At 65.3% G+C, this 19,129-nt stretch carries 8 protein-coding genes and 2 pseudogenes; 7 read left to right on the forward strand and 3 right to left on the reverse strand.

Translation table 11 applies throughout. The annotated features are described in order from the left end of the window. Positions 1-19: 19 nt before the first annotated feature. Both KALB_RS25970 and KALB_RS25975 read right to left on the reverse strand, forming a co-directional pair. Positions 20-1,444, reverse strand: coding sequence for an NB-ARC domain-containing protein (locus KALB_RS25970; protein ID WP_052360486.1), 1,425 nt, complete (start codon positions 1,442-1,444; stop codon positions 20-22). A 162-nt stretch (positions 1,445-1,606) separates the two neighbouring features. Then, positions 1,607-2,185 (reverse strand): hypothetical protein, encoded by a 579-nt coding sequence (locus KALB_RS25975; protein ID WP_025358628.1) that lies wholly within the window; start codon positions 2,183-2,185, stop codon positions 1,607-1,609. Between the two features lie 191 nt (positions 2,186-2,376). Between KALB_RS25975 and KALB_RS45655 the strand changes: the two are divergent. From KALB_RS45655 to KALB_RS45665, 6 genes and pseudogenes are all read left to right on the forward strand, one after another. Further along, a pseudogene (locus tag KALB_RS45655) lies at positions 2,377-2,631 on the forward strand (transposase); the annotation flags it as partial. Between the two features lie 174 nt (positions 2,632-2,805). Next, positions 2,806-3,363: pseudogene (locus KALB_RS45660) on the forward strand (IS5 family transposase); the annotation flags it as partial. A gap of 73 nt (positions 3,364-3,436) precedes the next feature. After that, complete coding sequence (locus KALB_RS25985) at positions 3,437-4,558, forward strand: IS701 family transposase (RefSeq protein WP_081789961.1); 1,122 nt, start codon at positions 3,437-3,439, stop codon at positions 4,556-4,558. Positions 4,559-4,802: 244 nt separating this feature from the next. Beyond that, the gene (locus KALB_RS25990) at positions 4,803-5,675 is read left to right on the forward strand and encodes an IS5 family transposase (RefSeq protein ID WP_025358630.1); all 873 of its coding nucleotides are present in this window, start codon (positions 4,803-4,805) and stop codon (positions 5,673-5,675) included. A gap of 138 nt (positions 5,676-5,813) precedes the next feature. Then, positions 5,814-6,209 (forward strand): transposase, encoded by a 396-nt coding sequence (locus KALB_RS50095; protein WP_338033817.1) that lies wholly within the window; start codon positions 5,814-5,816, stop codon positions 6,207-6,209. Between the two features lie 389 nt (positions 6,210-6,598). Beyond that, positions 6,599-7,108, forward strand: coding sequence for a DUF4265 domain-containing protein (locus tag KALB_RS45665; RefSeq protein WP_201771811.1), 510 nt, complete (start codon positions 6,599-6,601; stop codon positions 7,106-7,108). Between the two features lie 230 nt (positions 7,109-7,338). Here KALB_RS45665 and KALB_RS49915 read toward each other — a convergent pair whose 3' ends face one another. After that, a complete protein-coding gene (locus tag KALB_RS49915; RefSeq protein ID WP_268872215.1) occupies positions 7,339-13,698 on the reverse strand; it encodes an RHS repeat-associated core domain-containing protein in 6,360 nt (2,119 codons plus the stop codon). 600 nt (positions 13,699-14,298) lie between these two features. Here KALB_RS49915 and KALB_RS26005 point away from each other — a divergent pair. Beyond that, positions 14,299-19,110 carry a LamG-like jellyroll fold domain-containing protein gene (locus tag KALB_RS26005; RefSeq protein WP_236650016.1) on the forward strand — a complete coding sequence of 1,604 codons (4,812 nt, stop codon included), beginning with the start codon at positions 14,299-14,301 and terminating at the stop codon, positions 19,108-19,110. The last annotated feature ends 19 nt before the right edge of the window (positions 19,111-19,129 follow it).

A 19,129-nucleotide genomic window follows, 5' to 3' on the forward strand; every position in this document is an offset into this window, starting at 1 on the left:
GTCACTTCACGGGGTCCCGTCAGTAGGTAGCCGTGGCGTAAAGGCATTGGTGATAGTCCACGGTCTCGTTGACTAATCCGGTCTCGCAGAGACTGAGAGCGGCACGGAACAACACCGTATGTCCACACGGGTACCACAGATGCTTCTCACCAGCGTCTCTCAATGCCGCGGTGTTGGCCCGCAGTGTCTGCCCCACCGTGGTATCCCGCTCGATCGATGGCCATACCTGAACTAGGGCATCGGCAGCGAGGCTCACGGCGGTGGCCGCTTGGGCTTCGGACAGGTTGTCCTGGGTGGCACGCTGCACCATTGCGTGCACCCGGGCGACCCGCAACGTGGAGCGGTTGTCCAGAGTGAGCAGGCTCAAGCGGTGCAAGCACGCCAAGCCCTCGGCGGCGTCTTCGGCAGTGACCTCCCGGCCTAGGGCCTTGGTCAACCAGTGCAGAGACGCCGGGGCGGTGAACAGGTCGGTGGGAATGCCGTTGGGGTCGAGCACGCTGGCGAGCTGCAACAACGGGCGCGCCACCCCGGCAGGGTGGAGCTGATTGGCCTGCTCGATCGACAATGACCATGTCGCCGCGACGGTCGACCGGTGTTCGTCGGGCAACGGCTCACCCTCGGGCCACAGCGAGTCCAGGGTGCGTCGGCGGTCGGTGAACCGGGCCAGGTAGTCGGAGCAGGTCCAGCCACGGTCAAGCATGGAGGCGGTTGCTTGCGCCAGCGCGAGCGGCAGGCACCCTAACGCTGTGGCCAACTCGTCCGCGCCGTCGAGCAGGTGCGCCTGATCGGCCAGGCGCGTCCGTAGGTAGGCCAGGGCTTCACCGTTGGTGAACTCGCTAACATCGATTCTCTGCCTGCCGTGACCGCGCAGTACCGCATCCCGGCGCCGCGTGGTCACTACCGTTTGACCGGAGGAGGTGATCGGCGGCCACAGGCCATTCAGATCGCCGGGATCCTGCACGTCGTCCAGGATGAGCAGCCAGCCGATCGTGCTGCTGGCCAGCCAGGTCAGCAGCCGCTCCGACCCCTGTTCCGGAGTGGGATCCTCGATGCCGGTGAGATCAGCGGCGAGGCGTGCGTAGGCGGTGAGGATTGCTTCCCGGGAGGCCGCGGTGACCCACGCCAGGACCTCGACCTCTCCCGAGGCCCATGCCTGCTCGGCGACACCGACGGCGATCTGGGACTTGCCTACGCCTCCGAGCCCTGAGAGCACACCCGTCTTGGTGGTGGTCTCCGAACTGAGTACCACCGCCCTGCCATGCCCCAGGGCTGCGGCAACCTGTTGCACGGCAGGTCGTTGTTGGTATGAGTCTGCGGGCTTGGGCATGGACCCGGTGCGGTACGGCAACGACACCGGCTGCCGCGAAGCGGCATGGTGATGGCGGTGGACGCCGCCGTGGATGTCTCGGAAGTTCACCATGTGAGCCGACACGTCCCCGGTCACTGAGTTGGTGATGTGTTCCTGATTTGGGCCGGCTGTCACGGCCGGATTATCTCCAGCCGCGGGCGAGACTTGAGCGCGAACTCGCACAGGATCCCCCGAATGGCTTCCGGCATGCGGGATCGAGCTGCACCGCGACCACCGACCTCCACAAGCCACCGTTGGTTACCAGGATCGAGCAAGCCAGCTGAGGATCCCCTTGAGTAGCCGGACATCCCTTGAGTCGCGTTCGCCACGCAGGATCGTTTCCAGACCACCCGGGCGGAACAACTGTTGCCTCTGCTGAGCCGACTCGATCTCCCTGCTGGACTTGATCTGCCACCACAGAGCTTGCCCAGTCGCGAGATGAGGGTCAGGTTCTGGCGTGGCCTCGGCAAGGCTGAAGGCAAGGGGACCTACCAGCCAGCGCAGCTGCCAGTGGATCAAAATCCGTCGCAGTCGACCAAGCGGGCGTGATGCCGTGAGGATGCGAGATGCCCAAATGTAGTCCTCGATCCAGTGGGTGCTTTCCCAGTCCCGGCCTTCTGCGAGTCCAGCTTGGAACTTGATGACCTTGACTAACACCTCACCGACTATCTCGTGGACTTGGTCCCTGGCTTCGTCCCTGGCTTCGAGTCGCCGCTTGACCCGTGTCTCTCGGCCGACCCTGATCCCCGTGACGACCAGTCCCGCCAGCGTGGAGACCCCAACACTGACACCGGCCGACACGAGGACGGTGCCAAGGTCAAACTCCGTGGTCGCCATCGGTGTCTCCTGCACGTCTGGGCGCGTAATGATCCAGTATGAGGGAGGTGGGGTTCGCTGGCTGGCCGCAACACGCGGTGCTGGCCCCACCGCGAGCAGTTCGCTTCCTGCGGCGCTTCACCATCGCACCCCCACTACTTATGCTTAGAGCTCCTAAAAGATTGCGGGTCTTGGTCTGAGATGATCTTGGGGTGGCGTCGCCGTGGGTGGTCTCGGACGAGTTGTGGGCACTGATCGAGCCCCTGTCGCCGGTGCGCCCACCTGGGCGTCGTGGCGCGAGGCCGTTACCAGACAGGCCGGTGCTTCAGGGCATCGTGTTCGTACTGTTCACCGGCATCGGTTGGGAGGACCTGCCACAGGAACTGGGGTTCGGATCAGGCATGACCTGCTGGCGGCGGCTGCGGGACTGGCAGGAGCGTGGCGTGTTCGACCGGTTGCACCACGCTCACTTGGTCACCACCAAAGGCGACTCTCACCGCCTGGCTGAGGCGCTGGCTGGTAAGGGGGTGGTCCCGCTGACCTGACCGTTCATCCGGAGAACTGGTGTCCACCAGTCCGGCGCTCTGTTGTCCGCCCACCCGGCGATCGGAAGTCCGTCCAGCCGGAGCTGTTCATGTCCGTTGACAGCACACCTGAACTCCGCCGCGTTGATCGACTGGTCGCGTGTTTGCGTGGACGCCTCACATGTCCGGGCGAACAAGGGGGCGAGGCGACCGGACCGCGCCCGGTCGACCGCGCCACGACGGGCTCCAAACACCACCTGATCTGCGACGGAGGAGGGACTCCGCTGGTGGTGACCGTGACCGGCGGCAACCGCAGGCGACATCACCCAACTCCTGCCACTGGTCGATGCCCTGCCGGCGATCCGCGGCCGCCGTGGCCGTCCCCGACGACGGTTCCCGATCCTGGTCGCCGACCGTGGATACGACCACGACACCTACCGTGACCAGTTGCGAGCCCGCGGCATCAGGCCCCTGATCAGCCGGCGCGGTACACGGGGCAACAACACCACCGCCCGTTGGGTTGTCGACCACACCCTGGCACTGCTGCACCAGTTCCGGCGCCTTGCCGTCCGTTGGGAACGCCGATTGGAGATCCACCACGGCTTCGTCTCGCTGGCCTGTGCCCTGATCTGCTGGCGTCGACTCACCAACCACCACCGCACATCAATCTGTTAGGAGCTCTAATACGACAACGACAGGTTGTTACCTGGGGCCGGTTCTGGTAGTTGATCTTGTTATGTTGGCGGAGATGGTCGCGGGTTGGTCTGCGGGATTCGAGGTATTCCTGGGTCGGTTCGCCGGTCGGTTCCCTCGGGTGGAGTCCCGGCGCCGGATGCGTTGGTATGTCAGGGGTTTGCTCGGCGAGGTCGAACGCAAGAACGGCTGGACTTTAGCCGAGGCCGCCGGCGATGCCGGCCCGGAGGGCATGCAACGCCTGCTGAACTTCTACGCCTGGGACGCCGACGGTCTGCGTGACGATGTGCGGGCCGCGGTGGTCGAGCACATCGGCGATGCCGAGCGGGGTGTCCTCATCGTCGACGAGACAGGCTTTCTGAAGAAGGGCACGAAGTCCGCTGGCGTCGGCCGCCAGTACTCCGGCACGGCCGGGCGGATCGAGAACTCGCAGATCGGTGTGTTCCTGGCCTACGCCTCGCCGCGTGGTCGTGCGTTGATCGATCGGGAGCTGTACCTGCCGAAGGACTGGACTGACGATCGTGAGCGGTGTCGGGCCGCGGGCATCGGTGACGAGGTGGGGTTGGCGACCAAGCAGGTGCTGGCCCGACGGATGATCGAGCGCGCCCTGGAGGCGGAGGTGCCGTTTGGGTGGGTGACCGCGGACGAGCTCTACGGGCAGGACACGAAGTTCCGGCTGTGGCTGGAAAGCGTTGACGTGCCGCATGTGGTCGCGGTGCCCAAGTCCGCGATGGTGGTATCAATGGACTTGATGAAGGTTCGGGTCCATCGGGTGATCGCGGAGTTGGCAGACTCGGCATGGCAGCGGCTGAGCTGTGGTGATGGCGTGCGCGGGCCGCGGGTGTCAGACTGGGCGGCGGCCGAGATCCGGCCACTGCGCCGGCAGGGCTGGGGGCATTGGTTGTTGGCCCGCCGCTCGGTCAGTGATCCCACCGATATCGCCTACTACGTCTGTTTCGGCCCCGCCGAGACGGGCTTGACGGAGTTGGTCGGAGTGGCGGGAAGTCGCTGGGCGATCGAGGAATGCTTCCAGACGGCGAAGAACGAGACCGGGTTGGATCACTACCAGGTGCGGGGTTACCAGGCATGGTACCGGCACATCACGCTGTCCATGACGGCCCTGGCATTCCTGGTGATCGTTCGAGAGACCACCAAAGGGGGTACTGGCAGCCGCTGATAGTCGGACACGGATCCCGTTATCAGTCAACGAGATCCGCCGCTTATGGAACCGGGTGGTTGTCCCTGTCGTTCACGCGGTCGACCATGTCTTGTACTGGTCGAACTGGCGGCGAACATCCCAGGCCCGCGCCCATGCGAGCCATCACAAGAGACAAGGTAACAACCTGTCGTTGTCGTACTAAGAAGGTGTTTGAGATCTTGGCCGCTCCCCAGTGTCACTGACCTCCGGCAAAGTTGGACGGATGGCACGTGACCGGCGGTACCCCTCGGACCTGACCGACGCCGAGTGGGCAGTGGTCGAGCCCCTGCTACCGCCACCGACAGCACATCCCCAGGGCGGGCGCCGGGAGAAGCACCCACGCCGCGACATCGTGGACGCGATCTTGTACGTGGTCCGCTCAGGCTGCTCCTGGCGGCAACTGCCGGTCGACTTTCCACCCTGGGAGACCGTGTACTGGTACTTCACCCGCTGGGAACAGCAACGGCTGACCTTCCGACTGCTCGACGCCCTACGGGCACGAGTCCGCGCCGACGCCGGCCGCGATCCCGATCCCAGTGCCGGGCTGATGGACTCGCAGACCGTCAAGGGCGCCGACACCGTCAGCACGGACACCCGCGGGTACGACGCGGGCAAGAAACTCAACGGCCGCAAACGGTTCATCGTCACCGACACCCTCGGCCTGCTGCTGGTCGTGGTGGTACTACCTGCCTGTGTACAGGACCGAGACGGCGCCAAGCGCCTACTGCTGGAGCTGCACCACCGCCAACACCCACTGCTGTCGACCACCCGCAGCCGGACCCGGCACCTGTTCGCCGACGGCGGCTTCGCCGGGGCGCTGGTGGACTGGGCCCGTACCACGCTGCGCACCACCATCGAGATCGTCCGCAAACCCCCTCGGCAGAAAGGGTTCTCGGTCATCCCGCGCAGGTGGGCGGTCGAACGCACGCTCGCCTGGCTAACCGGATACCGGCGGCTGGCACGAGACTACGAACGCCATCTCGCCACCTCCGAGGCCTTCATCCGGTGGGCCTCGATTGCCACGATGACCCGCCGTATCGCTCGTCGTGCACCGGCCGTGCGTCCGGGACGACGCCGCTTCGGCCTTGCTACCTGAAGATCTCAAACACCTTCTCAGCCGAGGGCGCCGCTTGCCGAGTTGTCTGTGCAAGACCGTGAGTTGATGGCGTAACGCAAGGATCTCGACGTCCTTCTCACGGTCGGTCATGCGCAATAGCCGCAGCGCGGCGAAGGCGTGGGTGACGGCGAGGTAGGTGAAGCGGACCAGCACGAGCCGCGATCATGCCGGACGGCGACCGGTCATACTCCGACGCCTGCTGACCTGCACGGACGTATTTCTCGGCACGGACAGGGCCTGCTGTTGGCCGTGGTGGTGTTGCCGGCGTGTGTGCAGGACCGGGACGGTACCAAGCGCCTACTGCTGGAGTTGCACCACCGCCAACACCCGCTGCTGTCGACCACCCGCCGCCGGACCCGGAACCTGTTCGCCGACGGCGGCTTCGCCGGAGCGCTGGTGGACTGGGCCCGCACCCCGCTCCGCACCACGATCGAGATCGTCCGCAAACCCGCTGGCCAGAAGGGGTTCGCCGTGATCCCACGCAAGTGGACGGTAGAACGCACGCTGGCGTAGCTGACCGGATACCGGCGGCTGGCACGGGACTACGAACGTCATCCCTCCACATCCGAGGCCCTCATCCGGTGGCCTCGATTGCCACGATGACCCGCCGCATCGCTCGTCGTGCACTGGCCGCGCGTCCAGGGCCACGCCGCTTCGGCCTTGCTACCTGAAGATCTCAAACACCTCCTAAACCATACCGCCCACCTCGCCGACCACCACCGCAGACATTAACATCCATTCCAGGAAATCAACCTTTGAACTACCTTGCCACATTTCGATCCACGTAGGCAATTTTTGCATCGCCGACCACTTCCCAAAAAGGAATACCGATGACAGCACGCAATATGGCCGCCAGCGCAGGAACCTACCCACAAACCTGATCGATCGGGTACTATACCCACGTGACCGAGCAAGAGATTTCTCCACAGAGTACCAAAGCGAACCACGTCCGCGTTCGATTCCTATTGCAGCCGAGTCAGGATGGCTGGCCTCCGGTCGACAACGAAGGCCTCTGGGGAATTCCTCTTACAGAAGGCGAACTAGTTCAAGTTGACAATATACCATGGTTTGCCCGTAATGTTGCAGTAGGTGACATTGTCCGAGTCTCAACCAGTAATAATGGAACCCTATGGGCCATGGAAAAAGTCTCATGGTCCGGAGCGTGCACCATTCGGGTAATCCCCTTTCCTGACGGTCCGCTAGCCGGTAGCAGACAAGCAGTACTAGATGTCTTCTCTCCGCTCGGCGTCGACGGCGAAGGCATTGAGCAGTTCGGCATGGTCGCTCTCAGCGTACCACCAAACGTAAATCTCCACGAAGTGAAGCGCCTGCTACACCGTGGCGAATCAGAGGGCTGGTGGGAGTACGAGGAAGGGTGCATTGGCGACGCCTGGGAATCTATTAAGATATGACGCCAATCCCGCTCCATTATACAAGTCAAACGATCATAAAAGGAGATTTTTGAGGCTCGGCATGACTTCTCGCAAGGGGTGGCTCAAATTTCAATTTGAGCCACCCCTTGCTGACGAGTAACGTCTATTTGAGCGCTATGCGGCCGCGCAAATCAAGCGCTAGAACATCACACGGCAAGGGAGAATTCAGCTCCGAGAGGTCAACCCTGCCCTACTACCTATTCTATCACTCACCATGGAAGGCCTCCGTTCGGGAATGTTCCCATCTGCTCGTACAGCTCCCAGTAGGAATATCCCCGCTTGTCTACACTGTTACACACCGCACATAGCAGGTCCCCATTGCTTGGATCGCCCGAGCCACCTTGAACTTTCGGAATACGATGGTCGACGGCACCTTCGTTAAGTGGTGGTGTCACGCCGCGCTTGGACTGTTGCGGCTTGACAACCGGAGTGCCGCAGAGTGCGCAAGCGGGAGTGCCATCATTGGCCTCCTCATTTTTCTCCCAAACGATTCTCTTTCCGGCCGGGGTAAAGGATTTACTGGGACGACTGCCTGGGGCTCCGCCCGGAATTCTTCCGGACGCACCAACGGCGCCCACTGCGGCAGCACCTAGAGCAAATCCACTGACCCCCATCCCGTCATTTCCGGCCGGGAAGTTAGGGTCATGCATCTTCTTGTTGGCAAGATAGTCAACGAAAGCATCACTGCACACGCCAGAATACTCGGCACAGATGCTCTCGAGCATTGATTTAACCGTGAAGGTATAGGCGGGATTGTTGTCTGGATCGAGATTGTACCAGGTAGATGCGGTTTCCCCAGCTTCGTCATAAAGCCGTCGACCGTAGCTGGTTAAGAGGTGAATTTCGGGGGCGTCGGCACCGAGGTCGAATCCGCCATAATAGCTTTTGCCTGATTTGGGGTCGCGGACGCCGATGATACCGTTGCCCCGATCAACGATTACAGGTTGTCCTTGCTGAGCACGCCATTCAGCGGCATGGTTGTCGTAGGCGGCGATTTCCTCGGATTCAGCGCGGGTGCCGGGGTAGATGTAGTAGTAGTGGCCGTCTCCAGCCTGTTCCTCGTAGTGCTTGCCGCTGGGGTCGGACAGTGTGGTGGGGTTGTTGTTGCTGTAGGTGTAGCCAGCGAGGGACTGCGGGCTGGCGGCGTCGAGGACCGGGTCGACGGAGATGAAACGCCCGGTGGCGGTGTCGTACTCGCGGGCGCCGACGTCGGTCAGGCCGGTGGCGGTGTCGAGGGGCTTGTTGAGGAAGCCGTGGTTGTCGGGCCAGGTTCCCGAGCCGGCTCCGAGGGCGTTGCCGTAGGGGTCGAAGGCCCGGCGAGTGATCGTCTGGGTGTAGGGCTCATAGGTGACCTGCTCAGTGCCGTGCTGGTCACCGTCGAGGTAGACGGGGTCCTTGCCGCCGACGCGGAGTGCGACCACGGTCCCGGCGTGGGAGTAGTAGCGGGTCCCGGTGATGACCCCGGTGGAGTTGGTGCGGGCCAGTTCCTCGCCGGGCAGGAACAGGGTTGTGGTGGTGGGGTCGCGGCGCAGGAGTTCGTTGCCGTCAGCGTCGTAGACGTAGGTGGTCGTGCCAGCCGGAGTCTGGACGCTGGCGGGCCTGTTCTCGACGTCCCAGCTGAGGGTCTGGCTGCCGGCGGGCAGGGTGCGCGTCTTGGTGTTACCGACAGAGTCGTAGGTGTAGCCAGTCGTCGACTTGCCGTTCGGCCCGGTGGTGGAGGTCCCGGTCAGGGTGTGGGCCTGGGGTGCGCCGGCGGCGGGGTAGGTGTAGGTGGTGACGGTGTCGCCGCCGGTGGCGCCGGGCAGTGCGTGTTGGGTCTGGGTCTTGCGCAGGCCACTGGGGTCGAAGGTCCAGGACAGCCAGTACGGGGTGGCGCCGCCGATCGTGCTGGCGCTGGGTTGCGCGGCGCAGTTGTCGGTGGCGGTCCAGGCTTGGTTGAGGCGGGCGAGGGCGTCGTAGCCGAAGCACTGGGTCTGTGTGGGCGTGGACGCGCCGGCGGGGCCTTGCACATCGACGACGCGGGTGAGGTTGCCGGCCGGGTCATAGCTATAGCGGGTGTCGTCGAGTTGGGCGACGGCCCGCTGGGTGGTGAAGGTGGTCTGGCTCAGGCGGCGGGTCTGCTCGTCGCGGCCGTAGGTGAGCCAGCTGGGCTGGTCGGAGGACCCAACGGTGTACTGGTTGGGTTCGGAGTAGGGCGTGTAGGAGGTGCCGGTGACGTAGGCGTTGACCCCGGTGGTGGTGGACGGGTTGCCCATCGAGTCGTAGGTCATACCGATGTACTCGCCGGGCAGGCCGCCGCCGTCGGCGGGTTGCACGCCGATCTGTAGACCAGTGGTGGTCCAGGCATTGCTGGAGGTGTAGATGGTGGCGAAGCCGGTCTCGCTCGCGGGGAGCGCGGTAAACGTCCCACCGGGGTTGCCCATGTCGTCGTAGCCGGTGACGCCGACCGAGTAGTTCCCGTTCGGGGTGTAGCGGGTCGAGTAGGTCAGCTTCCCGGCTTGTTTGGTGTCGTAGGTCCAGGAGGCGAGCTTGGTACCGGACAGCGAGCCGGAGAACTCGGCGGTCTTGCGACCGATCTCGTCGTAGGTGAAGGCCAGGGTCTGGTTGCGACTGTCGGTGGTGGCGGTGAGCTGGTCGGCGTCGTTGTAGGACGAGGTGGTCGTGCCGGAGTCCGGGTCAGTCTGGGACAGCTTGCGGCCCAGTAGGTCGAAGCTGTAGGTCCAGGTGTTGCCGGAGCTGTCGGTGATCTTGTCCTGTTGGCCCAGCGGCGTGTAGTGGTAAGTCGTCGCCTGGTAGGCGTCGCCGGTCACGACATTGCCGGTGATAGCGGGTTTCTGGGTGTACTGGCGCAGCTCGGTGGTCTTGCCGCGAGCGTCGGTGATCGTGGTGGTCGGGACGCCGCCTTGGGGTGGAATGACGGTGGTGCGGTCGCCGCCGTAGATGGTCTGGGTAGCCCAGGTCGCGGTGAGGCCGTTGTAGGCGGTGGCCAGGGTGGCGCGGCCGCTGCCGTCGTAGGTGGTCAGGGTGCGGTCGGGGACCGACTTGTCCGCCACCGCAATCAGAGTCGTGGCCGGTGCGCCGTCGGTGTAGTAGTGGTTGTTGGTCCGGGTGACCCAGCCGTGGGAGTCGTAGAAGCTGTCGGAGACGACCCGGCCGCCGCCTTCAGCGTCCTTCTGCGTCTGCAGCGGACGGCCCAGGGAATCGGAGAGCTGAACCTGGGTGACGTAGCTGAGGTCCTTGCCGTTGTCGACCAGAGTCTTGGTAGTGACCGCGAGCGGACCATCGGCGCGCAGGAGGTAGTCGTAGGTGATGGAGGCCTTCTGGTTGTTGGCCTTGGAGTGTCCGGGCAGCCACACAGAGGTGAGCCGGCCGAGGGGGTCATAGGTGGTGTCGGTGCGGTGCCCTGCGACGTCGATGGTGCCGGCGGTGGTGCCGCGGTCGGGGTTGATCAGCGTGGTGGTGGTCTGGCCCTTGGCGTTGGTCAGGACCGTCTTGGTAACCACGCCACCGTCGGCGGGCGTGTAGTCGGTCTTCGTGGTGTGCCCCAGCGGGTCGATGGTCGACTTGGTACGCCCGGAGGGGTCGAACTCGGATGTGCCAGTGGTGATGAACGTCAGGGCGCCGTTGTCGTTGGTCTTAGCGCTCTCGGTGCGGGTCGCGTCACCAGGTCCGGAGACGACACCGAGATCGGTCTGCTTGTCGAAGTAGGTGCGGGTGTCGGACTGGATCAGCGTGGGCGTGGGATCGGCGTCGGTGCAGGCCTCGCGGGAGATGATGATCTCCTTGACGAGGTTGCGGATCCACGTGCTCGTGTTGTCGGCGTAGCGCGTGGTCGTGCACAGATCAGGAAGCCCGTCACCGCTGGCGGTCTGCTTGGTGAGACGTCCAGCGGAGTCGTAGACGCTGGCCATGGTCTTGCCACGGCTGCCGCCAGCGGCCAGCGCGGTGAACTGCCGCGTCCGCTTGTCCCCGATGACCAGCGCCCTGAGCGCGGGCAGGTCGGTGCGGGCGCGCGAGGCGGAAGTGGCCACGGTGCTCAGGTCGGTGATGGTGTCCGATAGCTGTGGGCTACCGTCGCCGTTGAAAGACTGGACCTCACGGACGCTGCCTGAGTAGTCGTTGCTGTCCGGCACGGTCTCACCCAGCGAGTCAGGCACGGTGGCGGGGGGACGGGCCTTGCCGTCAGGCAGGGTGTCGCCGTCCATGCCCCGGTAGTAGGTGGTGCGCGTCAGTGTCTGGTGGTCGGCGGCGCCGTCGGTGGTGTGCGCGGGGTCGCCGGTGCGGACCTCGACCTGTTGGTAGCCGCGGAACTGCCCGTAGGTGCGGTCGGCCGGCTTGGTGATCTCGTTGTCGTCGCGGTGCCAGGCCGGTGTACCGATGTAGGTGTAGGTGGTGCGCTGGGTGGGGGTGAGTGCGTTGGAGTCCTGGACCTTGACCTCGGTGACGAGGTACTTGTGAAAGTAGTCCAGGATCGGGTCGGTGGCATACGGCGGGGTCCAGCGCACGGGGAAGCAGCGCATCGTGTCGGTGGACGGATCGGAGGGCACGTTGGTCTTGGTGCACTCCGGGTCGCTGTAGGACACCGAGAGGGCCTCGCCGGTCTCGGTGGCGATGTTGGTCAGGCGCCACCGTGCCATGGCGGGCTGGTTGTTGTAGTTGAGGACCCGGTTGTCCCGCATCTGCCCGGTGAAACTGACGGGCGGCAGCGCAACGGAGGTGCCATCGGCGGCGTAGCCGGTGCGGGTGATCGAGGACAGCCACAATGCCGGGTCAGCCGCGGTGAAGAACTGGTGTTTCAGGTCGTAGGAGTCGACCTTGGTGTAGCTGGTGCCGTTGTAGTACTGCGTGGTGATGTTCGTCAGCCGCTTGGTGGACCACAGGGTGGGCTGGTGAATCTCGCAGCTTGCGCCCTGCGTGCACTGCAGGTCCTGGGGCGTGTCCGGCCAGGACTGGGCGTTGTCCTTGGTGAACTGCGACGGATCACAGGTGATCGCCCCGGAGGGCAGGCAGCGCTCGGAGACCGTGAACAGGACCTGGTCCGGTGCGGTCGCGCCGTACACGGTGCCGTTCTCCTGGCGTAGCCCGTAGTCGATACGGGACAGGTAACCGGCCCGGGTGTAGGACACGCCCGTGGTCGCGTTGTTCCCACCGTAGTAGTTGGACTCGGTGGTGTAGTAGTACATCGTGGCGTTGCCGTGAGGGTCCTCGACGTAGTCGAGATTCCACCGCCATGCCTGGTTGCAGGAGGACGCGGCGAATCCCGACGGGTTGTTGCACGGCTCGCCGGAGTGGGCGCCATAGACCGGCTCGGTCCAGGTGGAGTTCGTCCCGGCCTGCGTGGTGTGGCCGGGGCCGCTGCCCCGGCCGAAGAAATACTGGGTTCCGTCCGGGGTGGTGATCTTCCAGTACTCGCCGTTGTTCGCGCCGTTGGCGGTGCCGGTGAGCAGTTCGACCCGGTTGCCGCTGTCGCGGGAGGCGTGCCAGGTGTGCGTGGTGTCGTCCTGCACCAGCGAGACCTGCTGGCCACCCAGCGTCATAGTGACGATCTGCCCGGCCCAGCAGAAATCATCGGTCTTCGGCGCGGTACCCGCGGGATCATCCCGGCAGGTGCGGTAAGTGCGTTCGACAAACCCGGGCGTGTACTCCCAGCCCTCCCCGATCCAGGACGGTTGGTTGTTTGTCGAGGAGGTGCGGCCATCCACGCTGGACGAGTCATAGGTCAGTGCGACCTGGGGCGCGACCCCTTTGCCAGCGGCCGGTGGCGGGGTGGGGATCGGGTAGGTCCAGGTGAAGTTGCCGGTGCTACCGCCAACCGACCAGCTTCCCGACGGCGCCAGTGAACTCGCGGCATACGTGCCGTTGGACCCCGCAGCTCCGCTGGTCGCCGCGAGAACCATGCTCGTCGCGCTGGCCCGCGCCGCAGAGGCCTGCCGCGCGGGCGGGGTAACCGCGGCGGAGACCACATGGTTCGTGGCGTCGTTGGTGGCTGCGGGCAGCGGGGTCTGAGTGCGGCACTCGGACTTGTCTGGTGTGGTCAGCGCGCACGCGGGCAACTGGACGAGGTGCAGCCGGGAACCGAAGTCCGCGCCGACGGCGTTGCGGAAGGAGGAGTAGTCCACCCCGACCGTCACCGGCTGGTCCACGCCATCGGAGGTGACGGCGAACAGGACCCCGGAGACACCGGCCTTGCTCGCGGCGGCATGGTCGGCCAGATGGACGTGGTAGGTCGGCGGGGCCGCAACTGCTGTGGCCTGCGCCTTCGCCGCAGTCTGAGGGCTGATCCGGATCGGGAGCGTACCCGCGTGCTGGACGGTGTCCGCTTTCGCATTCGGTACGGCAGCGGCGCCGACGGAGAGGTCGGCGTCGCCAGCGGCAGGCCAGGAGGTGCCCTCCAGTACACCGGCTTGAGGCGCTGTCGGAGCCCTCAGCGAGGTCAACGCCGTGTTGGTGTGCGGGATCAGTTTCTCGACCGGCACGGCTGGTCGTTTGCTCGGTGCAGCGTCCGCCGCCGGGGCTACCGTCGTGGTCAGCGACGCGACCAGCGCGCCCGCCAGAACCGTTGACAGCACAACCCACCGTGGCTGTCTGCGCACAGGCGTGTTCGCCCCACCGACGCGGCTCATTGCCGTCCCCCCTCGGAACACTCCGACCCGTTGGCGATCGAACGCTACACACGGCAGACAACGCTGGAAAGAGCTTCTTCTCATTTACCGCAACGAGTTCGAGCGTTACACATGCGAGGAAGTTCACCCCGAAAAACCGAGGAGACTTCCAAACGGCCGCACCAGGCAGGACTGAACGGTGGATCAAGCAGCAGAGCGGTTGCTGGCCCTGAACCTCGCGGCTAGCGTGCCAGCCGCTGTTCAACTGGCCTTTGGCCACACATCACGGGGGAGGCGGCGACAGCCGTGCACATCAGGACACCACGAACAAGCATGTCGCATTCCAGATGGTTTTGTCGCATATGGGCGGTTGGTGTCGTCGTCGCGGCGGCCCTGTCGTTCAGTCCCCTGCCCGAGCAGGCAGCCGCACATCCTGCTGCGTCGACTACGGCTCCCGCGCCGTCCGCCTCCGGCGCTCCGAAGGCAGCGGCAACCGCCTCGCAGCGTGCCCATGACACCGGCTCACCTGTTGAGGTCACCGAGCAGACCACTGAGACCCGCCAGGTGATGGCCAATCCCGACGGCACCTTCACTCTGCACTCTGATCTCCGACCGATTCGAGTCAAACGTGGCCAAGCGTGGAAGCCGGTCGACACCACCCTCACCTCGACCCCGGACGGCCGGTTGGCTCCCGCTGCCGCCGCGGTCGACGTGTCCTTCTCCGGTGGCGGCATCACTCCCCTGGTGACCTTGCGCAACGGCGACAAGGCGGTCTCCCTGACCTGGCCAACTGCCCTGCCCGCCCCCACGGTGTCCCACAACACCGCCGTCTACCCAAACGTGATGCCTGGGGTCGACCTCCAGGTCACCGCACAGGCCGACAGCTACAGCGAAGTCCTCGTCGTGCACGACGCCACCGCCGCCGCCAACCCCGCGCTCTCGGCCATCCACCTCACTGCCACCGGCACCGGACTGACTGTCACCACCAAAGACGGTGGACTGTCCGCACAGGACTCCACGGGCACCGAGGTCTTCCACGGACCGGCCCCCAAGATGTGGGACTCCACCAAGGACGCCACCTCCACACCGTCTGCCACCGACCCCGGTAGTGGCCGTGTCACCCCGTTGACGATCAGCACGACCACGCCAGCCCTCGCCCCACGCACCTCTCGGGCAGCGCAATCGCCAACCACCGAACTGACGATCACCACCGACCGCTCGACCTTGACCGGTCCCGGGGTGAACTACCCGCTGTTCATCGACCCCTCGATGTCCGGCGGCACCCAACACTGGCTAGTGGTCTCCTCCGGCCCGACCAGCGAGCACATCTTCGACGACCCGAACTGGCCGATGCAGGTCGGCTACTGCACCGAACGCGGCTGCAACGGCATCGGCACCGCCCGCTCCTACTTCCAAATCGACACCTCCCCACTGACCCAGCACAACGGAAAACGGCCCACCATCTACTCGGCGTACTTCTACGCCAACGAGATCCACCAGACCAGCGGCTGCACCGACGAACCCGTCGACCTGCACGAAGGGGGCGCCTTCGACGGCGGTACTCGGTGGGGCGGGCCCCTGGGAGCACTGGTCAACCGGCAGTACTCCCACGCCGGCGACGGCTGCGGTGGCGCGGGCAACGTGGTCTTCGACGCCATCACCGCGGCAAACTGGGCAGCGGACAACAACTGGTCCTCGATCGCTCTGGCGCTCACCGCCGCCAACGAGAGCGACGGCGCTCAGTGGAAGAAGTTCGATACCCATCCACGTCTGGATGTCACCTTCAACTTCCCGCCCAACCCGGCGACCAACCTGCACATGGCCCACGCGGTCACCTGCACCGGGCACGTCGTCGTTCCCGACGCCTATCCGACGATCTACGCCAGCGCCACGGACAACAACATCCCCCCGCTGGACCTCGGCCTGTGGTACCAGATCTGGGACCCCACCGGCAGCAAGTGGATCGCCGGCAACGGCGTCGCCAACGTCATCGCCAACGGCACCGAAGGCAGCTGGTCAGACGGCGTGCAGCTCGGAGACGGCGACTACGCCTACAAGGTCGACGTGGAGAACGTCTACGCGGGCAACTCCGCCAACAACATCCACGCCGGGTGGAGCGCGTTGCAGCCGTTCACAGTCCACGCCGCCCCGATCACGCAGACACCCACAATCGCCAGCACTGACTTCCCACCCAACTACTGGGGCGCACCACAGAACACACCCGCCACGTTCACCCTGCACGCCAACGGTGCAGCCAACATCGTTGGGTTCACCTACTCCTTCACTGGAGCAGGCACTGAGGCCATCCCCGGTACCGGGGACTGCGACTACAACCGGACCTTCGCCACCAACGGCGGCTGGGCCGCAGCTAACGCTGGCAACGCCACAGTCACTGTCCCCAGTGGACTCTCGCCGGGCTACCACACGCTGACCGTGCGCAGTTTCGATGATGCACACAAGCTCTCTCCTGAGTCCTCCGCCTACTCCTTCTACGTCTCGCCCAACGTCGGTGTGACCACGACCAAGCTGGAGGCGGAGAACGCCCAGCAGGTGACCGTCACCCAGCCGACCGGGCAGAACGTCGCGATCTCCACGCAAAGCGATGCGAGCCTGTGGTCCGGTGGCGCGCAGCTCTTCTTCCCCGGGACCGCGCAGAAGCAGTCGTTCACCCTGGGCATCACCGCGCCGCTCGAGGCCGACTACGCCCTGGGAACGCAACTGACCCAAGCACCCGACTACGGACAGTTGAGCCTGACCCTGGATGGGACAATCCCCTTGGGGCGAACGGACCGCGCTCCGTTCGACGCCTACGCTCCTTCCGTTGCCACGAGCTTTCTCCCGCTTGGCGCCGCGCACCTGACGAAGGGATCCCACACCCTCACCGTCACGCTGGCTGGTACCAACCCGGCCAGTACCGGCAACCGCTACCAAGCTGGCGTGGACGCCCTCACGGTCGTACCGATCAACCAGGTCGCAGCAAGCAGCATCACAGACGCCATGAACAACCACGGCATCGCGGTCGACAACACCACGCCGGGGAACCTGGATCTTGGCAGCGGTGCGGCCTTGTCGGCGCAGTCACTGGCAGATGCGGGTCTGGCACCGGGCAAGGTGGTCACCGTAAGCGGAGCCACGTTCACCATGCCCGCCTCCAACTCCGCTACCGGCAACGACAACGTCGTCGCGGCCAGCCAGACCATCCCCCTTCCCGCGACTCAACAGGGTCACGCGTCCGCGATCGGGTTCCTGGCCACCAGCACCTGCGGAGCGACACCTGCGGTGACCGGGACCATCGGCTACGCCGACGGCTCCCACACCAATGCCGCCTTCCCCTCCGTCCCCGACTGGGTCAGTGGGCCCGCCGACTCGGCCGCAGCGGTGCTGTCACACGGGGACACCGGCAGCTCACCGACGACCGCGCGCCCCAAGATCTACGCCATCTTCGTCCCCGCGCTGCCCGATCGGACGGTCACGTCGGTGACACTGCCCAACATCGGGACCAGCTTCATGCCCGGCCAGTGCAGCAACGCACTGCACATCCTCGCCATCGCCCCACGACCGGTCCAGGCGGGCTGGCTGGGCGCTTGGGCGGCACCCGCAGACCCCGGCCCCTCCCCCGCCGGCACCACCGCCAACACCACGATCCGCATCGTGGTGCATCCCACGGCCACCGGCGACAACGCCAGGATCAAACTGTCCAACATCGGTGTTCCCACCCCGACCACGATCGACGCCGCCACCCTGGCCGCCCAGACCGGAACCGGGGCCGCGACTCTCGGCGCACCGGTTCAGCTCTCCTTCTGCGGCGCTACCGGCAAACCTGTCGGCTGTGGTCAGCACAGCATCACCCTGCCCGCAGGCGGTGAGGCCTACTCCGATCCCGTCCCGTTTCCCGCCACCACCACGCTGAGCAGCAACAACCTCGTCGTCAGCCTGCACCTCCCCACTGCCGTCACCTGGGTGCCCACCCACGCCGCCCTCACCACCCCGAGCTTCCGCGCTGACGGCGACGCGACCACCAGTAGCGACGGGACACCATTCACCACAACAGGCACCATCGCCACCTACTTGTCCGCGGTGGACGTCTCCACCACCAACACCGCCAAGGGCACCGTCGCCGTCCTCGGCGACCAGACCTCGGCTGCGGGCAGCACCGGCGGCAGCTGGGTCGACCGCCTGCCCGGCAAGCTGGGCGACGCGCTACCCGGCAGCGTCGTCAACACCAGCATCTCCGGGCACACGCCCACCGGGTGGTGGAAGCTCGCAGGCAACACGGGAACCGACGCCGCAGGCCAGAATCCCCTCAGCACCAGCGGCGGCGTGAGCTGGAGCGCCGATCATGGAGGATCTGCGGTGTTCGACGGACGCACCGGCAAGCTGACCAGCTCACACCCAGCTCTGGACACCACAGCTAGCTACAGCGTCTCGGCATGGGTGAACCTCAAGGCATCGGATAAGTACTACACCGCGGTCGGCCAGAGTGGCACGAACGCCGCGAGTTTCTACCTGCAGTACAACAAGGCCTACGGCGCATGGACCTTCGTCAGTCCCAGCAACGACTCCACCAGCCCGAGCAGTTACCCGCGGGTCCAGGCCAGTGGCGCTCCAGCGCTGAACACCTGGACGCACCTGGTCGGCGTCTACGACGCTGCAACCGCCACCATGAAGCTGTACGTCAATGGTGTGCTCGTCGGTACCGCCAGCAACACCACCCCGTGGACGGCGACCGGTCCGTTGACCATCGGCGCCGTGTCCTACGGCAACGGCTCCAGTAGCGACTTCTTCAATGGCTCGATTTCCGATGTCCGGGCCTACCAGCACGCCCTCACCGACGCCGACGCCGCAGTCCTGTTCGCCGGAGGCCCAGCAACAGGTCCTGCTCCCGGTATTGGGGCCGCGAGTGCAGCGAACGCGGTCGCGATGCTCAACCACACCACGCTGGGCGAGCCCAACCTGCGCACAGTCGTGGTCGACCTCGGCACCAACGACATCCTCGCCGGCGCCAGCGCCGACAGCGTCGAACGCAATCTCACCACGCTGCTGGGCCCCAACGATCCACGTGGGCTGAAGAACCAGCGACGCCCCGATGGCTCCCTCGTGCACGTCATCCTGACCACCATCGCGCCACTGGGTCTCGACCCCAACGACCCCCGCGAGAAAACTCGTCAGCAACTCAACGCCGACATCCTCACCCGGTACCACAACTACTTCGCCGACGATGTCCTCGACCTGGACAAGACGGTACGAGACACCACCAACACCAGCCAGATCGCCGCGCGCTACCTCGCAGGCAACACTCCCAACGACAGCTACTACGACGCCCTCGCTCAAGCGCTAGCAAACGCGGTGAACACGCTTCCCCCTGAGGCACAACTCTGACCCTCAGAGTGCCCTGTCG

The organism is Kutzneria viridogrisea DSM 43870 (genome assembly GCF_000525635.1).
Lineage (GTDB): Bacteria > Actinomycetota > Actinomycetes > Mycobacteriales > Pseudonocardiaceae > Kutzneria > Kutzneria viridogrisea.